A 19,612-nucleotide genomic window follows, 5' to 3' on the forward strand; every position below is an offset into this window, starting at 1 on the left:
TCGTTGTTTTTTAAACTCTAAATTAACTCTTTTTTCAAAAACTGTGCAGTGTAACTCATTTTATTTTCAGCAACTTCTTCAGGAGTTCCTGTGCATAAAATAGTTCCGCCTTTTTTTCCACCCTCTAAACCTACATCAATAATATGGTCTGCGAGTTTGATGACATCCAAATTGTGTTCTATAATCAAAACTGTATTTCCTTTGTTAGCGAGTTTGTTCAACACGTCCATCAACACACGAATATCTTCAAAATGCAATCCTGTGGTAGGTTCATCTAAAATATAAAATGTATTTCCTGTATCTTTTTTTGACAATTCTGATGCCAATTTAATACGTTGCGCTTCTCCACCAGAAAGTGTGGTAGATTGTTGACCAAGCGTGATATAACCCAAACCAACATCTTTTATTGTTTTGAGTTTTCGATGAATTTTCGGAATATTTTCAAAAAAATCAGTGGCATCTTCAATTGTCATATTCAAAATATCTGCAATTGATTTTCCTTTAAAACGAACTTCTAAAGTCTCTCTGTTGAAACGCATTCCTTGACAAGTTTCACATTCTACATGGACATCTGGCAAAAAATTCATTTCTATAATTCGAACTCCTGCACCTTCGCAAGTTTCACAACGTCCGCCTTTTACATTGAATGAAAAACGACCAGGTTTGTAGCCACGAATGGCAGCTTCAGGAGTTTGCGCAAATAAAGTTCTTATTTCATCAAAAGTTTTGGTGTATGTTGCAGGATTTGAACGAGGTGTTCTTCCAATAGGCGATTGATCAATATCGATGACTTTGTCAATATGTTCCAAACCTTCAATTTTTTTATACGGCATTGGTTTTTTTACCCCTCTATAAATGTGAGCATTTAAAATTGGGTATAATGTTTCATTGATTAAAGTCGATTTTCCGCTTCCAGAAACACCAGTTACGCAAATCATTTTTCCCAAAGGAAATTCAACAGAAACATTTTTTAAATTATTTCCTGAGGCACCTTTTAGTTTGATGAATTTTCCATTTCCTTCACGCCTTGTTTTTGGAACTTCAATTTTTCTTCTTTCTGTCAAATAATCTGCAGTTAAGGTATCATGAGTTTTTAGTTCAGCAAACGTTCCCTCACTTACAATTTGACCTCCATGTCTTCCAGCTCCAGGACCAATATCGATCACATAATCAGCATGTTCAATCATGTCTTTGTCATGTTCAACAACCAAAACGGAGTTGCCAATATCTCTTAATTTTACCAAAGAATCAATCAATTTTTGATTGTCACGTTGATGCAAACCAATACTTGGTTCATCCAAAATGTATAAAACGCCTACTAATTGCGATCCAATTTGTGTTGCCAATCGAATTCTTTGGGCTTCACCACCAGAAAGAGATTTTGAGGTTCTGTCAAGGGTTAAATATTCCAATCCAACATCTACTAAAAACTGAATTCTTGTGCGAATTTCCTTCAAAATTTCTGAAGCAATTTGCTGTTGTTTTTTTGACAATTTTGATTCAATTTTTTCAAACCAATTTGCCAGTTCTGTGATGTCCATTTGCACTAAATCACTGATATTTTTGTCAGTAATTTTAAAATGAAGTGCTTCTTTTTTAAGTCGTTTTCCTTCGCAAGTTTTACAGGTGATTTCATCCATAAAACTGTTTGCCCAACGTTTTATACTAGTGCTTTCTGCGTTATTGTGCTGATTTTCAATAAATGAAATGATTCCTTCAAAATCAATTTTGTAATTTCTAGTAACACCAGCTGCTTTAGATGCAATTTGAAAAGATTCGTTTCCACCATGTAAAATCATTTCCATAGCTTCTTTTGGAATGTCTTTGATGACATCTGTCAATTTGAAATTGAAACGCTCTGCAATATGCTCAATTTGCTTAAAAATCCAACTGTTTTTTTGGTCTCCCAAAGGTATAATTCCGCCGTTTTTTATGGAAATAGTATCATCAGGAATTATTTTTTGCAAGTTGATTTCATTCGTAATTCCCAATCCATTACAGGTTTCGCAAGCACCTTTTGGTGAATTGAATGAAAACGTATTGGGTTCAGGATTTGGGTAGGCAATTCCGGTTTCAGGGCACATCAATTCTCTACTGAAATAACGAGGTTGATTTTCATCAACATCAATCACCATCAAGATATTATCTCCAGCGTAAAGTGCCGTTTTTATAGTTTCTTCCAATCTTTTTTCTGAAGAAGTATTGACTAATAATCGATCAATAACTACCTCAATATCATGCATTTTATAACGATCCAAACGCATGTCTTTTTCAATATCTCTGATTTCACCGTCAACACGAACTTTTAAGAAACCTTGTTTGGATATTTGCTCAAAAAGCTCTCTATAATGTCCTTTTCTTGATTTAATTAAAGGTGCTAAAACAGCGATTTTTTTATCAGAAAAATCTGATAAAATCAACTCTTTAATTTGTTCATCAGAATAGCTAACCATTTTTTTTCCAGTGTTATAGGAGTATGCATCAGCAGCTCTTGCAAACAACAAACGTAGAAAATCGTAAATTTCGGTAATGGTTCCAACAGTAGATCTTGGACTTTTATTGGTCGTTTTTTGTTCGATAGAAATCACTGGCGAAAGTCCATCAATTTTATCAACATCAGGTCTTTCTAATCCACCTAAAAACTGTCTTGCATAAGCGGAAAAAGTCTCGATATAACGTCTTTGACCTTCAGCATAAATCGTATCAAAAGCCAAAGATGATTTTCCACTTCCGCTCAAACCTGTAATTACTACTAGTTTTTCGCGCGGTATTTTTACATCAATGTTTTTTAAGTTATGGACTCTTGCTCCGTAAACTTCTATGTATTCTTGATTTTTCAAAAATGTATTTTTTTATGGAAAAGTGCAAAGTTACTCAATATTCTATCAATTTTAAATGAAATGTAAATAACAAATACAAGGAAAATAGTATCTTGCAGCCAAAATAAATATGATGAAATTTATACATTCGGTTCGCTATTTTTTTGAACGTCATGGATTTGGCGTTTTTACAAGATTGGCTGATAGATTGGGAATGAGAGCGAAAAATGTTCGTATTTATTTTATTTACATTACTTTTTTTACAGTTGGTTTGTCTTTCGGATTTTATTTAACATTTGCTTTTTTAATAAAATTGAAAGATTTGATTTATACCAAAAGGAGTTCGGTTTTTGATTTATAAACTATGAGAATTTTAAATTCAAAATTGAATATAATAGCGCTGTTGGTTTTTTCCATTTTAACAGTGGGTACAGTTGGTTATATGTTGCTCTCAAATTACACATTTATTGATGCTATTTACATGACTGTAATTACAGTAACAACAGTTGGTTTTGGTGAAGTTAGGCCTTTTTCGGCTGAAGAAAAAATATTTACAATTTTTTTGATTTTAACTAGCATTACTATTTTTGGGTATGCTATTTCATCATTTTCTGAATATTTAGTGAGTGGAAAATTATTTAATCATTTTAAACATAAAAAAGTGGAGAAAAAAATTGGTAATTTAAAAGGTCATACCATTATTTGTGGTTATGGTAGAAATGGAAAGCAAGCAATTGCTAAATTAAAAAGTTATCAAAGAGATTATGTAGTGATTGAACAAGATAAAGATTTGATTGAAAAACTCGATTTAGAAGGTGTTTTAAATATTATGGGAGATGGCACTACAGATGAAGTTTTACTAAAAGCAGGAATCACCAATGCCAAAAATTTAATCACAGCTTTACCTTCGGATGCTGATAATTTATTTGTAGTGTTAAGTGCTAGACAGTTAAATAAAGAGTGTAAAATTATAAGTAGAGCTGGTAATGAAAGTTCGTACAGTAAATTAAAAATTGCAGGTGCAGATAATGTAATTATGCCAGATAAATTGGGTGGTGAGCACATGGCCTCATTAGTAGTTACGCCTGATGTTATCGAATTTGTGGATAGATTAACGCTTGAAGGAGAAACTACTGCAAATTTAGAAGAAATATCTGTTGATGATTTACCTGAAATTTATAAAAATAAAACCATTTTAGATTTAGATTTACGGAAAAAAACAGGTTGTACTGTAATTGGATATAGAAATCCGGATAAAGATTATATCATAAATCCTGATGCAAATTTAACGTTGGTTGAAGGTTCGCATTTAATCGTTTTAGGAAGGCCAGAACAAATTAAAAAATTAAGAGAATTATTTTAAGAATGAAAAAAATTATCATCACTGGAAGTAATGGATTATTAGGGCAGTCATTAGTAAATTTACTTCTAAAGTACAAAGATGATTATCAAGTAATAGGATTTTCGAAAGGAGAAAATAGAAGCGGAAGAAAAGATTTTGAATACATTTCAATTGATATTACAGAAAGAGAAAATCTTAAAAAAACACTTTTAAAAATAAAACCTGACGTTATTGTAAATACTGCTGCAATGACACAAGTTGATGATTGTGAGGTATTTAAAAAGGAATGTGATGTGCTCAATGTTGAGGTTGTAGTTTGGTTAAAAGAAGTGGCTGAAGTTATAAATTGCCATCTTATTCATTTGTCAACAGATTTTATTTTTGATGGAGAAAATGGTTACTATAAAGAAACAGATCAGCCAAATCCATTGAGTTATTATGGGAATTCAAAAGTAAAATCAGAAGAAATTTTACTCAATTCCAATATTGATTTTGCTATTATAAGAACTATTCTAGTATATGGAAAAGTATTTCACATGAGCAGAACCAATATCGTTCTATGGGTGAAAGAAATGCTTGAAAACGGTAAAGAAATTACCATAGTTAATGATCAATACAGAATGCCAACTTTTGTGGATGATTTAGCGCTTTCTTGCAAATTAGCGATTGATCAAAGAGCGACAGGAATTTTCCATATATCATCCAAAGAATTGTTGAGTGTATTCGAAATTACTCAAAAAATAGCCACTGTTTTTGGTTTAAATCAATCATTGATTAAACCAACCACATCTACAGTTTTAAATCAAAAAGCCAAAAGACCTCCTAAAACGGGATTTGATTTGACAAAATCGAGTGAAGTTTTAGGAATGAAGTTTCATTCATTTGAAGAAGATTTACAAAGATTTAAAGAAATCTTAGCAAAAAATTGATATTTCATAATAAAAAGTTGCGATAAGGGCTTTTTTTTAAGATATTGCGTGCTCAAATAAGAATCAAAAAATTAATTTAGAATATAGTATTATGAAGAAAAAACTTCTTTCGTTATTATTTTTAGTAGTTCCATTTTTTATTTTCTCACAAGAAAAAGGTTTAGATCAAAAGATTGATGAGGGTTTTAAGCCAATTTCAGATTTTTTTAGCAACATTATTTTCTTCCCAGTTTGGAAAGATCCAGATATCCCTTTTGTACTTTTATTGTTGGTAGGAAGTGCTGCATTTTTTACCATTTATTTTTCTTTTCCAAATATTAGACATTTCTGGACAGCAATCAATGTTGTAAGAGGGAAATACGAAGATATTGAAAAGCATGGAGCATCAATTTTATATGGAGAAAACGGAATTGCTCAAGGTGTTGATTTAAATAAAGTAGATGATATTGAAGATCACATAAATAATTTAGAAAGTATTCATAGCGATTTAGAAATTGATGGTGATATCAAAGAAACAATTAGAGATGAATCAAGTGCAGGTGAAGTTTCTCATTTTCAAGCATTAGCAACAGCAGTTTCAGGAACTGTTGGGAATGGAAATATAGCAGGAGTTGCATTGGCAATTGCTTTGGGTGGTCCTGGAGCTACATTTTGGATGGTTGTTTGTGGTTTTTTAGGAATGTCAACAAAATTTGTAGAGTGTACATTAGGAGTTCATTACAGAGATATAGGAAAAGACGGAACTGTTTTTGGCGGTCCAATGTATTATTTGAGTAAAGGATTGAAAGAAAAAGGGATGAAGAATCTTGGAAAAATAAGTGCTGTTATTTTTGCAATTTTTTGTATTGGTGGATCTTTTGGAGGTGGGAATGCTGCTCAATCAAACCAAGCAACTGTTGTAATTAAAGATTTATTAGGATTGCAAAGTTCAAGTGCTGGAGCAATAATAGGATTAGTTTTGGCAATCGTTGTTGGGATCATTATTATTGGAGGAATTAAAAGAATTGCAACAGTGACTGAAAAAGTAGTTCCTTTCATGGCAATATTTTACATATTTGCTTGTGTGTATATTATTTTAGCAAATTTCTCATTTTTAGATGATGCAATAAGTTTGATATTTTCAGAAGCCTTTAATCCAACTGCTATTGGCGTGGGTAGCGTTATTGGTGTACTTTTAGTTGGGTTTAAGAGAGCTGCTTTTTCTAATGAAGCAGGAGCTGGTTCAGCATCTATTGCACATTCAGCTGTAAAAACAAAATATTCTGCTTCTGAAGGTTTAGTAGCATTGTTAGAGCCATTTATTGATACTGTAGTAATTTGTACAATGACGGCTATCGTAATTATAATTTTTAACATGGGTGGTGCATTTCAATATGGTGGTGATGGTTCTGGAATTGTTTATATTGACGGAATGCCATTTGAAGGTGCAGGAATTACCTCAAAAGCATTCGCACAATACATTCCTTACTCAGATATTTTCTTAACAATTTGCGTAGTTCTATTTGCTGTTTCTACAATGATTTCTTGGTCTTATTATGGTTTACAATCTTGGAAGTATTTGTTTGGAAGAGGTCCAAAAGCGGATTTAATGTACAAATTTTTATTTTGTACTTTTATCATAATTGGTGCTGCAGCAAGTATGAATTCAATTTGGGCATTCTCTGATGCAATGATTTTTGCAATGGTTTTCCCAAATATGATTGGATTATTTCTTTTAACGCCAGTTGTAAAAAAACAATTGAATCGTTATTTAGATGCCATAAAAATGAAAAAAGAGGCCATAGAGTCATAAAACTTTTATTTTTATGAAAATTTTTACATCCCATTTCTGGTACAATAAAAGCCAACGAAATGGGATTTTTTTATTGGGATTGATCATCATTGTTTTGCAAGTGTTGATTTTTATGGACGTTTTTTCTTCTGATGAAAAAATAGCCACTGAAAATCCTGAAATTTTGGCATTTCAAAATCAAATTGACAGTTTGAAAGCTGTTGAAATTGAATCCAGAAAACCTAAAATTTTTCCATTCAATCCAAATTATATAACCGATTTTAAAGGCGAACAATTAGGAATGTCTTTAGAAGAAATTGACAGATTAGTAACTTTCAGAAAAACAGGGAAATTCGTAAATTCTAGAAAAGAATTTCAAAACGTGACAAAGATTTCAGATAGTTTATTGGCAAAAATTGCTCCTTTTTTCAAGTTTCCTGATTGGGTAGAAAAACAACATCAGTATCAAAAAGAAAATTCAATTTCTGACAAATTCACCTATCAAAACTATAAGAAAACTGCTAAAAATGATGTATCAACAAACGATTTAAACAAAGCAACTTCAGCAGATTTACAATATATAAGTGGCATTGGTGAAAAAACGGCAGAACGTATTATTCAGTATCGTTCTAAATTACAAGGATTTACTTTGAATGAGCAATTGTATGAAGTTTGGGGATTGCAAAAAGAAATTGCCGATAAAACACTTGAAACGTTTACCGTCAAACAAAAACCAATCATCAAAACAGTCAATATTAATTCATTATCTTTCAAAGAGTTATTGCGAATTCCTTACATGAATTATACTCTTTGCAAGAAAATTTTTGATTATAAAGACGAGGTTGCAGAAATTCAAAAAATATCAGAATTAAAAAATATCGAGGATTTTCCATTAGATATATACAATAGATTAGTCTTATATTTGCACGCTGAATAATTAACTCATTTTATCAAATGAATAGCATGTACTTTACAGAAGAGCATCACGCATTTCGTGCGAGTTTTAAAGATTTTTTACAGAAAGAAGTTGCACCACATATTGAAAAATGGGAGCAAACAGGAACAATTGAACGCTTTATTTGGAAGAAATTTGGAGAAATGGGCTATTTCGGATTGTCAACACCACATGAATATGGAGGGTTGGATTTAGACCTTTTTTATACCGTAATTTTCTTAGAAGAATTGCAAAAAATAAATTCTGGTGGATTTGCAGCAGCAATGTGGGCTCATGAATATTTGGCAATGACACATCTAAATAAAGAAGCAAGTGAAGCCATCAAACAAAAATATTTAGTACCAAGTGTTGAAGGTGAAATGATTGGTTGTTTATGTATTACTGAACCTTTTGGAGGAAGTGATGTTGCTGGAATGCGTTCAACAGCCATCAAAAATGGAGATCATTATATTTTGAATGGATCAAAAACATTTATTACAAATGGAGTCTATTCAGATTATTTGATAATAGCTGCAAAAACAGATACTTCAGATAAATATAAAGGTATAAGCATTTTTGTTGTGGATAGAAATACGAAAGGAATTTCATCAACAAAATTGAATAAATTGGGTTGGAAAGCTTCTGATACTGGCGAAATCGCTTTTGACAATGTAGTGATTCCTGCAGAAAATTTACTTGGAGAAGAAGGAAAAGGTTTTCCTTATATCATGCAACATTTCGCTTTAGAGCGTTTGATTATGGGAATTAATGCACATGCAAGAGCAGAATATGCGTTGGATTATGCTATAAATTATATGAAAGAACGTGTAGCTTTTGGTAAAACAATTGACCAATTTCAGGCTTTAAGACATAAAATTGCTGAAATGGCAAGTCAGGTTGATATGTGTAAAGAATACAATTATTCTATTGCAAAAAGATTGAATGACGGACAATATGTGGTGAAGGAAGCAAGTATGTCTAAATTATTATCAACGAAAATTGCAGATGAAGTCATTTATGATGCACTTCAATTGTTAGGAGGTTATGGTTATATGGAAGATTATCCAATGGCACGTTTATTTCGTGATAGCAGATTAGGCCCAATTGGAGGAGGAACTTCTGAAATCTTAAAAGAGATTATCGCAAAAATAGTCATCGATAGTAAAGAGTATAAACCAGCGACTTAGTTTTTTTGATGATTATTTTTGCGAAAATTGTTTTCCAATTTCAAAAATAGTCATCGATAGCAAAGAGTATAAACCAGCTACTTAGTTTTTAATTTAAAAAACAGTATTTAAATAATTTAAATTTCATAATTGCCAATTCATATTAAGTTAGTATCTTTGCAAACCGAAAAAATAGAAACCAAAACAGGTAACTGTTCAAAAAATATAAAAGATACGTATGAAGGGAGGTGCTAACTTATGTTAATTATACCAGTAAAAGAAGGAGAGAATATAGATAGAGCTTTAAAACGTTATAAGCGTAAATACGATCGTACAAAAACGATGAAACACTTACGTAATAATAAAAACTTTACAAAACCTTCAGTAGCAAAGAGAGCTCAAAAAATCAAAGCTTCTTACGTTCAAAGATTAAGAACACAAGAAGAAGTAGGTTAGTAGCTTATTCTGATAAGATAAAAATCTCGTATCAATTATTGATACGAGATTTTTTTTTGAATGAATTTTCGTAAATTTACAGAAACAAAATCCAATTCTCACTTTGATAGATTCTTTTCTTGATTATTTATCCTACGAAAAAAAATATTCTCCAAATACGATTTGTGCTTATCAGAATGATTTGGTATCCTTCAAAGATTTCTGTGAAACAGATTTCCATTTAGATGATTTATTACAAGTTGAATACCCAATCATTAGAAGTTGGATTGTGAATTTGGTAAACCAAAAAATATCCAATAGAAGTATCAATCGAAAAATCACCTCTCTAAATTCTTTCTATAAGTTTTTGCAAAAAACCCATCAAATAGAAATAAATCCACTTGCTAAACACAAATCTCTTAAAACAGTTAACAAACTTCAAATCCCTTTTACTGTAAAAGAAATAGATGAAGCTATTAGCAATATAAAAGAAAATACTGATTTTAAAACTACTAGAAATAAGCTGATAATAGAATTATTGTATTCAACAGGAATCAGAAAAGCAGAGTTGATTAATATAAATGACAGTGATGTTGATTTTAGTAATAAAACAATAAAAGTTTTAGGGAAAAGAAATAAAGAGAGGTATGTTCCGTTGTTAGATACAGTAATTATGATGATAAAACAATATCTTGAATTAAAAGAAGATTTTACAAAAGGAAACGTTGCGTTATTGATTACTGAAAAAGGAAATAAATTGAGTAAATCTCTTGTTTACACAATTATAAATTCGTACTTTAGTAATGTCTCAACGAAGGTAAAAAAAAGCCCTCATATCTTGAGACATTCGTTTGCAACTCACCTATTAAATGAAGGTGCAAATTTAAATTCGGTTAAGGAATTACTAGGGCATTCAAGTTTAGTCTCTACTCAAGTCTACACGCACAATAGTCTTGAAGCAATTAAAAAAGTGTATAATCAAGCTCACCCTAGGAGTTTTAAAAAATAATAACTTATGAAAGTATTCACTCAATCAGTAAACTTCAATGCAGACAAAGATTTAATCAAGTATGTTGAAAAAAAGGCAAATCAATTGGTAAAATTTCACGATAAAATTGTAGATGCCGAAGTATTTTTGAAAGTTCAAAACACAAGTGATAAAGAAAATAAAATTATCGAAATAAAATTAAATATTCCAGGAAGTGAATTAATCGTAAAAAGAGAAACGAAAACTTTTGAAGAAGGAGTAAATTTAGCTGTAGATTCATTGAAAAGACAGCTAAAAAAATCGAAAGAAAAATCAAGAGATTCATTGATTCCATAAAAAAATAAAAATTATCACAAAAAGTTTCTCGAAATAAAAAAAACTTTATACATTTGCAATCCGTTAGAAATAGCGGATTGTTTTTTTGTAAAAGCCGATGTAGCTCAGCTGGCTAGAGCAGCTGATTTGTAATCAGCAGGTCGTGGGTTCGAGTCCCTCTATCGGCTCAAAAAAAATAAGTTCATTTACATAGTGAAATTTATCTTTTGTAGGGGAGATTCCAGAGCGGCCAAATGGGACGGACTGTAACTCCGTTGTTTTACGACTTCGCAGGTTCGAATCCTGCTCTCCCCACAATTTGAGCGTAAGCTAAAAGAGAATCTTTGCAGGTTCTCCCGAAGCATCGGGACTGCTCTCCCCACAAAAAAATGCGAGAGTAGCTCAGTTGGTAGAGCTTCAGCCTTCCAAGCTGAATGTCGCCGGTTCGAACCCGGTCTCTCGCTCAAAATTATATCCAACAAAAGCCGGTGTAGCTCAGTTGGTAGAGCGCATCCTTGGTAGGGATGAGGTCACGGGTTCAAATCCCGTCATTGGCTCATAGAGCATTTATAAGAGTATTATTAGACACTAAATATAACTTAAGAATTAAAATTAAATATTATGGCAAAAGGAACTTTTGACCGTTCGAAACCACACTTAAACATTGGTACAATCGGACACGTAGATCATGGTAAAACTACTTTAACTGCTGCTATCACTAAGGTAATGGCTGATAAAGGTTTTTCTGAAGCGAAATCTTTCGACCAGATTGATAACGCTCCTGAGGAAAAAGAAAGAGGTATTACAATCAATACTTCTCACGTTGAATATCAAACTGCAAATCGTCACTATGCTCACGTTGACTGTCCAGGTCACGCGGATTACGTTAAAAACATGGTAACTGGTGCTGCTCAAATGGATGGTGCTATTTTAGTAGTTGCTGCAACTGATGGTCCTATGCCACAAACAAGAGAGCATATCTTATTAGGACGCCAAGTTGGTATTCCTCGTATGGTTGTTTTCTTGAATAAAGTTGACATGGTTGATGATGAGGAGTTATTAGAGTTAGTTGACATGGAAGTAAGAGAATTATTATCTTTCTATGAATATGATGGAGATAATGGTCCTGTTATCCAAGGTTCTGCTTTAGGAGCTTTAAATGGTGAAGAGAAATGGGTAAATACTGTTATAGAATTAATGGATGCTTGTGATTCTTGGATCGAAGAGCCAGTTCGTGATATGGATAAGCCATTCTTAATGCCAATCGAAGATGTATTTTCAATTACTGGTCGTGGAACTGTAGCTACAGGTCGTATCGAAACAGGAATTGCTAAAACTGGTGAGCCAGTAGAAATTATCGGTATGGGTGCTGAGAAATTAACATCTACTATTACTGGTATTGAAATGTTCCGTCAAATTCTTGATAGAGGAGAAGCTGGAGATAATGCAGGTATCTTGTTAAGAGGAATTGCAAAAGAAGATATCAAAAGAGGAATGGTTATCTGTAAGCCAGGTTCAGTAAAACCTCATGCTAAATTCAAAGCTGAAGTTTACGTTCTTAAAAAAGAAGAAGGTGGACGTCACACTCCATTCCACAATAACTATCGTCCACAGTTTTATGTAAGAACTACAGACGTTACAGGTACTATTACTTTACCAGCAGGTGTTGAGATGGTAATGCCTGGAGATAACTTAACAATTAATGTAGATCTTCTTCAGCCAATCGCTTTAAACGTTGGTTTACGTTTTGCTATCCGTGAAGGTGGTAGAACTGTTGGAGCTGGTCAGGTAACTGAGATTTTAGACTAATAATTTTTTAGTTTCCTAATTTAAAAATATGAAGGTGTTCCGTTTTATACGGAACACCTCTATTAATGATTAAGAAACGGGTTTAGCTCAGTTGGTAGAGCACTGGTCTCCAAAACCAGGTGTCGAGAGTTCGAGTCCCTCAACCCGTGCAAAATAAAAGTAAAATGAACTTTATACAATATATCAAAGATTCTTTTGACGAATTGAATAACCACATGACGTGGATATCAAAAGAAGATGCTCAAAAAACAACTGTAACTGTTGCTGTTTTTACTATTTTATTTGCATTAGCAGTTGCTGGTATTGATTATGTTTTTCAAACTGGATTAGATAACTTTTTCAAATTATTTTAAGAAAATAAATTATGACTGATTCTGTAATGAAATGGTATGTTGTTAGAGCTATTGGCGGACAAGAAAACAAAGTAAAATCATATATTGAAACTGAAATTTCAAGAGTTGGTTTATCTGATTTTGTAAGTCAAGTAATTGTTCCTACAGAAAAAGTTGTTCAAATAAGAAATGGAAAAAAAGTAAACAGAGAAAAAGTTTATTTTCCTGGTTACATTATGATTGAAGCAAATCTATCTGGAGAAGTTCCTCACGTGATTAGATCAATCACAGGTGTAATCGGATTTCTTGGAGAAACTAAAGGAGGTGATCCTGTGCCAATGAGAAGATCTGAGGTAAACAGAATGCTAGGTAAAGTTGATGAACTTTCTGTTCAGGATGAAAATATTGCAATTCCTTTTAACATAGGAGAAACAGTAAAAGTAATTGACGGTCCGTTTAACGGATTTGATGGTACTATAGAAAAAGTAAACGAAGAAAAGCGTAAACTTGAAGTAATGGTGAAAATTTTTGGAAGAAAAACACCATTAGAATTGAGTTATATGCAAGTAGAAAAGATATAAGTGTTACATATTATATATCGATTTGTTTTTTAGCTTCCAATTTTAAAACGAATCACTAAACATTTTTATAATGGCAAAGGAAATTAGTAAATTAGTTAGATTACAAGTAAAGGGAGGTGCAGCGAATCCATCGCCACCGGTTGGACCTGCTTTAGGATCTGCTGGAGTAAACATTATGGAATTCTGTAAACAGTTCAACGCAAGAACGCAAGACAAACAAGGAAAAGTTGTTCCTGTTGTGATTACTGTTTATAAAGACAAATCTTTTGAATTTGTTACGAAAACCGCTCCTGCAGCATTACAATTACTAGAAGCAGCCAAAATCAAAAGTGGTTCAGGTGAACCAAACAGAAAGAAAGTAGCATCTGTTACTTGGGATCAAATCAAAGTAATTGCAGAAGACAAAATGGTAGATTTAAATGCCTTTGAATTGACTTCAGCAATGAAAATGATCGCTGGTACAGCTCGTTCTATGGGATTAACAGTAACTGGTGTTGCACCAAATTAATCTTTATAAAAAGTAGTCACATGGCAAAATTAACAAAAAAGCAAAAAGAAGCACACGCAAAATTAGACAAGTCAAAATCATATGATTTGGCTGCAGCTTCATCGCTAGTCAAAGAAATTACGAATGTAAAGTTTGATGCATCAGTGGATATTGCAATTCGTTTAGGAGTTGATCCAAGAAAAGCAAATCAGATGGTTAGAGGTGTTGTAACACTTCCTCATGGAACTGGAAAAGACGTAAAAGTTTTAGCGTTAGTAACTCCAGATAAAGAAGCAGAAGCTAAAGAAGCTGGTGCAGATTATGTTGGATTGGATGAATATCTTCAAAAAATTAAAAACGGTTGGACAGATGTTGATGTTATCATTACATTACCAAGTGTTATGGGTAAATTAGGCCCTTTAGGAAGAATTTTAGGTCCTAGAGGTTTAATGCCAAACCCAAAAACAGGTACTGTAACAATGGACGTAGCAAAAGCTGTTCAAGAGGTGAAAGCTGGTAAAATCGATTTTAAAGTTGATAAAACAGGGATTGTTCATGCTGCAATAGGAAAAGTATCTTTTGATGCTGAGAAAATCGCAGAAAACGCAAAAGAAATATTACAAACTGTTATTAAATTAAAACCTACAACTGCAAAAGGTACTTACTTAAGAAGTATTCATATTTCTAGTACAATGAGTCCTGCTGTAATTGTTGATGTTAAAACTGTTTAATACGTTAAAACTTAGAATTATGACTAGAGAAGAGAAATCACAAGTAATACAAGATTTAACTACAACATTAGCAGATACAAATACAATTTATCTAGCAGATATTTCTGGAATGGATGCATTAACAACCTCTAATTTACGTAGAGCTTGTTTCAAAGCAGGAATTCAGTTATCAGTTGTAAAAAATACATTACTAGCAAAAGCAATGGAAGCTTCAGACAAGGATTTTGGAGCATTACCATCAGTATTAAAAGGAAATACATCCATTATGATTGCAGAGTCTTCAAACGCTCCTGCAAAATTAATCAAGGAATTCAGAAAGAAAACGAAGAACAAACCTATTTTAAAAGGAGCGTTTGCAGAAGAATCTGTTTACATTGGTGATGATCAACTAGATGCTCTTATTGATATCAAATCAAAAGAACAACTACTTGGAGAACTTATTGGATTATTACAATCGCCAGCTAAAAACGTAGTTTCTGCGTTGCAATCTGGTGGACAAAAACTTTCAGGAATTGTAAAAACTTTATCTGAAAAATAATTTAGCGCACAAATAAACTATAATAAACAAAAAATTTTTAAAAACAATTAAAATGGCAGATTTGAAAGATTTCGCAGAGCAATTAGTTAACTTAACAGTAAAAGAGGTTAATGAATTAGCTAAGATTTTAAAAGACGAGTATGGTATTGAGCCAGCAGCAGCAGCAGTAGCAGTAGCAGCAGGTCCAGTAGCAGGTGGAGGTGATGCAGCAGAAGCTGAAGAGCAAACAGAATTTACAGTAATCTTAAAAGATGCTGGAGCTTCTAAATTAGCAGTTGTTAAATTAGTGAAAGAATTAACTGGTTTAGGATTGAAAGAAGCTAAAGGTGTTGTAGATAGTGCTCCTGCACCAGTAAAAGAAGGCGTTTCTAAAGACGAGGCTAACAGCCTTAAAGCAGCTTTAGAAGAAGCTGGAGCTGTAGTAGAGCTTAAGTAAATACTTATCCCGTTTTAATTATTTAAGACGGGAAAACAAATTTAGGTTTAGGTACTAAAACGCAGGTTTTAGTCCTAAACCATTTTGTGTATATATTCGTTCTTTATTTTAATTCAGATTTTAATCAAAAATATATTCTCTTTTGGCAACGAAAAACACTACTGAAAGAATCAACTTCGCAACTTCTCAAATGATTAAAGAGTATCCTGACTTTTTGGATATTCAGGTAAAATCTTTCCAAGATTTTTTCCAACTTCAAACAAAAGCAGAAGAAAGAGGTGAAGAGGGTTTGTACAAAACCTTCATGGATAACTTTCCAATTACAGACACAAGAAATCAATTTGTACTCGAATTTTTAGATTATTTCGTTGATCCTCCTAGATACAGCATTCAAGAATGTATTGAAAGAGGTTTAACGTATAGTGTACCTTTAAAAGCACGTCTAAAATTATTCTGTACAGACCCAGAGCACGAAGATTTCGAAACAATTGTTCAAGATGTGTATCTTGGAACAATTCCTTATATGACTAACTCAGGTACCTTTGTAATCAATGGTGCTGAGCGTGTTGTTGTTTCACAATTACACAGATCTCCTGGTGTATTTTTTGGTCAATCTTTCCATGCAAATGGAACTAAGTTGTACTCAGCAAGAGTAATTCCTTTCAAGGGTTCTTGGATCGAGTTTGCAACAGATATCAATCAAGTAATGTATGCTTACATTGATAGAAAGAAAAAATTACCAGTAACCACATTATTCAGAGCCATAGGTTTTGAAAGAGATAAAGATATTTTAGAAATTTTTGATCTTGCAGAAGAAGTAAAAGTTTCTAAAGCTGGATTGAAAAAAGTATTAGGACGCAAATTGGCTGCCAGAGTTTTAAAAACGTGGCATGAAGATTTCGTAGACGAAGACACAGGCGAAGTAGTATCAATCGAAAGAAATGAAATCATTTTTGATCGTGATACAATTTTAGATAAAGACCACGTAGATGAAATCATTGAATCTAGTGCTAAAACTATCTTATTGCATAAAGAAGATAATCAGCAAGCAGATTACGCGATCATTCATAATACATTACAAAAAGATCCAACAAACTCAGAAAAAGAGGCTGTTGAACATATTTATAGACAATTACGTAATGCAGAGCCACCAGATGAGGAAACTGCAAGAGGTATTATTGATAAATTATTTTTCTCTGAACAACGTTATAATTTAGGCGAAGTTGGTCGTTTTAGAATGAACACCAAATTGGGTCTAGATATTAACATGGATGAGAAAGTATTAACAAGAGTTGATATTATCACCATCATCAAGTATTTAATTGAGTTAATCAATTCAAAAGCTGAGGTAGATGATATTGACCACTTATCAAACAGACGTGTAAGAACAGTTGGAGAGCAATTAGCAGGACAGTTTGGGGTTGGTTTAGCACGTATGGCAAGAACCATTCGCGAGCGTATGAACGTTCGTGATAATGAAGTTTTTACACCTATTGATTTGATCAATGCGAAAACATTATCATCTGTAATCAATTCTTTCTTCGGAACAAACCAGTTATCTCAGTTCATGGATCAAACAAATCCATTAGCTGAAATTACACACAAACGTAGATTATCTGCATTAGGACCTGGAGGTTTATCAAGAGAAAGAGCAGGATTTGAGGTTCGTGACGTTCACTATACACATTATGGTCGTTTATGTCCAATCGAAACTCCTGAGGGACCAAACATTGGTTTGATTTCTTCGCTTGCTGTTTTTGCAAAAGTGAACAATTTAGGTTTTATTGAAACTCCTTATCGTAAAGTTGAAAACGGAGCTGTAGTTGGAAATGATTTGATTTATTTAAGTGCAGAGGAAGAAGAAGGAAAGAAAATAGCACAATCAAATTTAGAGTTGAATCCTGATGGAAGTTTTGTTTCTGATAGAGTTATTGCTCGTGAAGAAGGAGATTTTCCTGTAGTTTCGCCAGATGTAATTGATTATATGGACGTTGCTCCAAATCAAATTGCTTCGATTTCTGCATCGTTAATTCCTTTCTTAGAACATGATGATGCAAACCGTGCTTTGATGGGATCAAACATGATGCGTCAAGCAGTTCCATTATTACGTCCTGAAGCTCCAATTGTGGGTACAGGTTTAGAAAGAAGAGTTGCAAAAGATTCTCGTATTTTGATAAATGCTGAAAGAGAAGGAGTTGTAGAATATGTAGATGCAAATAAAATTGTTATCAAATATGATCGTTCAGAAGAAGAAAAATTAGTAAGTTTTGATTCTGATGAAGTAACGTATAATTTGATAAAATTCAGAAAAACCAATCAAGGAACATCCATCAATCTAAAACCAATTGTAAAAAGAGGTGATAGAGTAACTGAAGGACAAGTTCTTTGTGAAGGATATGCTACTCAACAAGGAGAATTAGCGCTTGGAAGAAACATGAAAGTTGCTTTCATGCCTTGGAAAGGGTATAATTTTGAGGATGCTATCGTAATTTCTGAAAGAGTTGTTCGTGAAGATATTTTTACTTCAATTCATATTGATGAATATTCTTTGGATGTTCGTGATACGAAATTAGGTTCGGAAGAATTAACAAATGATATTCCTAACGTTTCTGAAGAAGCTACTAAAGATTTGGATGAAAATGGAATGATTCGTATTGGAGCAGAAGTAAATCCTGGTGATATCTTAATTGGTAAAATCACTCCAAAAGGAGAATCTGATCCAACTCCGGAAGAAAAATTATTACGTGCCATTTTTGGTGACAAAGCTGGTGATGTAAAAGATGCATCATTAAAAGCTTCTCCATCATTAAGAGGAGTAGTAATTGATAAAAAATTATTCAAAAGAGCCGTTAAAGATAAAAACAAACGAATTAAAGATAAAGAAGCAGTTTCTACTTTAGAAGCGTCTTTTGTTTCAAAATTCGAAGCTTTGAAAGATCAATTGGTTGAAAAATTATTCAACTTAATTAGCGGAAAAACATCACAAGGAATCTACAATGATTTGGGTGAAGAAGTATTGCCAAAAGGTAAAAAATACACTCAAAAAATGTTGAATTCTGTGGATGATTATGTTCACTTATCAGGTTCTTGGACTACAGATGAAGATTTGAATGTTTTAGTTGGAGAATTGATTCACAACTACAAAATCAAAGTAAATGACTTGCAAGGAAATCTTCGTCGTGAGAAATTTACCATTTCAGTGGGAGATGAATTGCCAGCAGGAATTTTAAAACTAGCTAAAATTTATATCGCTAAAAAACGTAAGTTGAAAGTGGGTGATAAAATGGCTGGACGTCATGGAAATAAAGGGATTGTTGCTCGAATTGTAAGAGCAGAAGACATGCCTTTCTTAGAAGACGGAACTCCTGTAGATATTGTTTTAAATCCATTGGGTGTACCTTCTCGTATGAATATTGGTCAGATTTATGAAACTGTTCTTGGTTGGGCAGGTCAAAAATTAGACAAAAAGTTTGCAACACCAATTTTTGATGGTGCATCTTTAGACGAGATTAATAAATATACTGATGAAGCTGGCGTTCCAAGATTTGGACATACTTATCTTTATGATGGTGGTACTGGAAAACGTTTTGATCAACCTGCAACTGTTGGTGTAATTTATATGATTAAGTTAGGACACATGATTGATGATAAAATGCACGCGCGTTCTATTGGTCCTTACTCATTAATTACACAACAACCATTAGGTGGTAAAGCACAATTTGGTGGTCAACGTTTTGGAGAGATGGAAGTTTGGGCATTGGAAGCGTATGGAGCATCAAGTATTTTAAGAGAAATCTTAACTGTAAAATCGGATGATGTTATGGGGAGAGCCAAAACTTACGAAGCAATCGTAAAAGGCGAACCAATGCCAGAACCAGGTTTACCAGAGTCATTTAACGTATTAATGCACGAATTGAAAGGTTTGGGCTTAGACGTAAGATTAGAAGAATAATTTTTTTATAGTTGATGGTTATTAGTTTTTAGTAAGTGGTTTTTGAT

18 protein-coding genes and 5 tRNA genes are annotated in these 19,612 nt (G+C 32.8%); 22 read left to right on the top strand and 1 reads right to left on the bottom strand.

Going from position 1 to position 19,612, the window contains the following annotated elements; genetic code table 11:
- Nucleotides 1-17: 17 nt before the first annotated feature.
- Nucleotides 18-2,840, bottom strand: a complete 2,823-nt coding sequence (gene uvrA / locus IU405_RS05905) for an excinuclease ABC subunit UvrA (RefSeq protein WP_197437689.1) — start codon at nt 2,838-2,840, stop codon at nt 18-20.
- 112 nt (nt 2,841-2,952) lie between these two features.
- Here uvrA and IU405_RS05910 point away from each other — a divergent pair, with 112 nt between their 5' ends.
- The 22 genes from IU405_RS05910 to rpoB all read left to right on the top strand — a co-directional run bounded on the left by IU405_RS05910 (nt 2,953) and on the right by rpoB (nt 19,565).
- Nucleotides 2,953-3,180 carry a PspC domain-containing protein gene (locus tag IU405_RS05910; RefSeq protein ID WP_410896743.1) on the top strand — a complete coding sequence of 76 codons (228 nt, stop codon included), beginning with the start codon at nt 2,953-2,955 and terminating at the stop codon, nt 3,178-3,180.
- 3 nt (nt 3,181-3,183) lie between these two features.
- Nucleotides 3,184-4,182 carry a potassium channel family protein gene (locus IU405_RS05915; RefSeq protein WP_197437691.1) on the top strand — a complete coding sequence of 333 codons (999 nt, stop codon included), beginning with the start codon at nt 3,184-3,186 and terminating at the stop codon, nt 4,180-4,182.
- Between the two features lie 2 nt (nt 4,183-4,184).
- Nucleotides 4,185-5,090, top strand: a complete 906-nt coding sequence (locus tag IU405_RS05920) for an SDR family oxidoreductase (protein ID WP_197437692.1) — start codon at nt 4,185-4,187, stop codon at nt 5,088-5,090.
- Nucleotides 5,091-5,181: 91 nt separating this feature from the next.
- Complete coding sequence (locus IU405_RS05925; protein WP_197437693.1) at nt 5,182-6,882, top strand: alanine/glycine:cation symporter family protein; 1,701 nt, start codon at nt 5,182-5,184, stop codon at nt 6,880-6,882.
- A gap of 13 nt (nt 6,883-6,895) precedes the next feature.
- Nucleotides 6,896-7,798 (top strand): helix-hairpin-helix domain-containing protein, encoded by a 903-nt coding sequence (locus IU405_RS05930; protein ID WP_197437694.1) that lies wholly within the window; start codon nt 6,896-6,898, stop codon nt 7,796-7,798.
- A 17-nt stretch (nt 7,799-7,815) separates the two neighbouring features.
- Nucleotides 7,816-8,982: an acyl-CoA dehydrogenase family protein gene (locus IU405_RS05935; RefSeq protein ID WP_197437695.1), complete on the top strand. Its 1,167-nt coding sequence runs from the start codon at nt 7,816-7,818 to the stop codon at nt 8,980-8,982.
- A 237-nt stretch (nt 8,983-9,219) separates the two neighbouring features.
- The gene (gene rpsU / locus IU405_RS05940) at nt 9,220-9,417 is read left to right on the top strand and encodes a 30S ribosomal protein S21 (RefSeq protein WP_197437696.1); all 198 of its coding nucleotides are present in this window, start codon (nt 9,220-9,222) and stop codon (nt 9,415-9,417) included.
- Between the two features lie 103 nt (nt 9,418-9,520).
- Nucleotides 9,521-10,405 carry a tyrosine-type recombinase/integrase gene (locus IU405_RS05945; RefSeq protein WP_197437697.1) on the top strand — a complete coding sequence of 295 codons (885 nt, stop codon included), beginning with the start codon at nt 9,521-9,523 and terminating at the stop codon, nt 10,403-10,405.
- A 6-nt stretch (nt 10,406-10,411) separates the two neighbouring features.
- Nucleotides 10,412-10,720, top strand: coding sequence for a ribosome hibernation-promoting factor, HPF/YfiA family (gene hpf, locus IU405_RS05950; protein WP_197437698.1), 309 nt, complete (start codon nt 10,412-10,414; stop codon nt 10,718-10,720).
- A gap of 93 nt (nt 10,721-10,813) precedes the next feature.
- Nucleotides 10,814-10,887, top strand: a tRNA-Thr gene (locus IU405_RS05955).
- A 44-nt stretch (nt 10,888-10,931) separates the two neighbouring features.
- A tRNA-Tyr gene (locus tag IU405_RS05960) sits at nt 10,932-11,014 on the top strand.
- A gap of 76 nt (nt 11,015-11,090) precedes the next feature.
- Nucleotides 11,091-11,163: transfer RNA gene (locus IU405_RS05965), tRNA-Gly, on the top strand.
- Between the two features lie 20 nt (nt 11,164-11,183).
- A tRNA-Thr gene (locus IU405_RS05970) sits at nt 11,184-11,256 on the top strand.
- Between the two features lie 64 nt (nt 11,257-11,320).
- Entirely contained in the window at nt 11,321-12,508 is a 1,188-nt protein-coding gene (gene tuf, locus IU405_RS05975) for an elongation factor Tu (protein ID WP_197437699.1), read from the top strand.
- A 76-nt stretch (nt 12,509-12,584) separates the two neighbouring features.
- Nucleotides 12,585-12,657, top strand: a tRNA-Trp gene (locus IU405_RS05980).
- Between the two features lie 15 nt (nt 12,658-12,672).
- On the top strand, nt 12,673-12,861 hold the full coding sequence (gene secE, locus IU405_RS05985; RefSeq protein ID WP_114425156.1) for a preprotein translocase subunit SecE: 189 nt from the start codon (nt 12,673-12,675) through the stop codon (nt 12,859-12,861).
- An 11-nt stretch (nt 12,862-12,872) separates the two neighbouring features.
- Complete coding sequence (gene nusG / locus IU405_RS05990; RefSeq protein WP_197437700.1) at nt 12,873-13,421, top strand: transcription termination/antitermination protein NusG; 549 nt, start codon at nt 12,873-12,875, stop codon at nt 13,419-13,421.
- Nucleotides 13,422-13,491: 70 nt separating this feature from the next.
- Entirely contained in the window at nt 13,492-13,929 is a 438-nt protein-coding gene (gene rplK, locus IU405_RS05995) for a 50S ribosomal protein L11 (protein ID WP_197437701.1), read from the top strand.
- A 20-nt stretch (nt 13,930-13,949) separates the two neighbouring features.
- Nucleotides 13,950-14,639: a 50S ribosomal protein L1 gene (gene rplA, locus IU405_RS06000; RefSeq protein WP_197437702.1), complete on the top strand. Its 690-nt coding sequence runs from the start codon at nt 13,950-13,952 to the stop codon at nt 14,637-14,639.
- Nucleotides 14,640-14,658: 19 nt separating this feature from the next.
- Nucleotides 14,659-15,177: a 50S ribosomal protein L10 gene (rplJ, locus tag IU405_RS06005; protein ID WP_197437703.1), complete on the top strand. Its 519-nt coding sequence runs from the start codon at nt 14,659-14,661 to the stop codon at nt 15,175-15,177.
- A 52-nt stretch (nt 15,178-15,229) separates the two neighbouring features.
- Complete coding sequence (gene rplL, locus IU405_RS06010; protein WP_197437704.1) at nt 15,230-15,613, top strand: 50S ribosomal protein L7/L12; 384 nt, start codon at nt 15,230-15,232, stop codon at nt 15,611-15,613.
- 142 nt (nt 15,614-15,755) lie between these two features.
- Entirely contained in the window at nt 15,756-19,565 is a 3,810-nt protein-coding gene (rpoB, locus tag IU405_RS06015; protein WP_197437705.1) for a DNA-directed RNA polymerase subunit beta, read from the top strand.
- Nucleotides 19,566-19,612: the final 47 nt, after the last annotated feature.

Origin of the sequence: Polaribacter sp. BAL334 (assembly GCF_015767435.1) — a bacterium.
GTDB lineage: Bacteria > Bacteroidota > Bacteroidia > Flavobacteriales > Flavobacteriaceae > Polaribacter.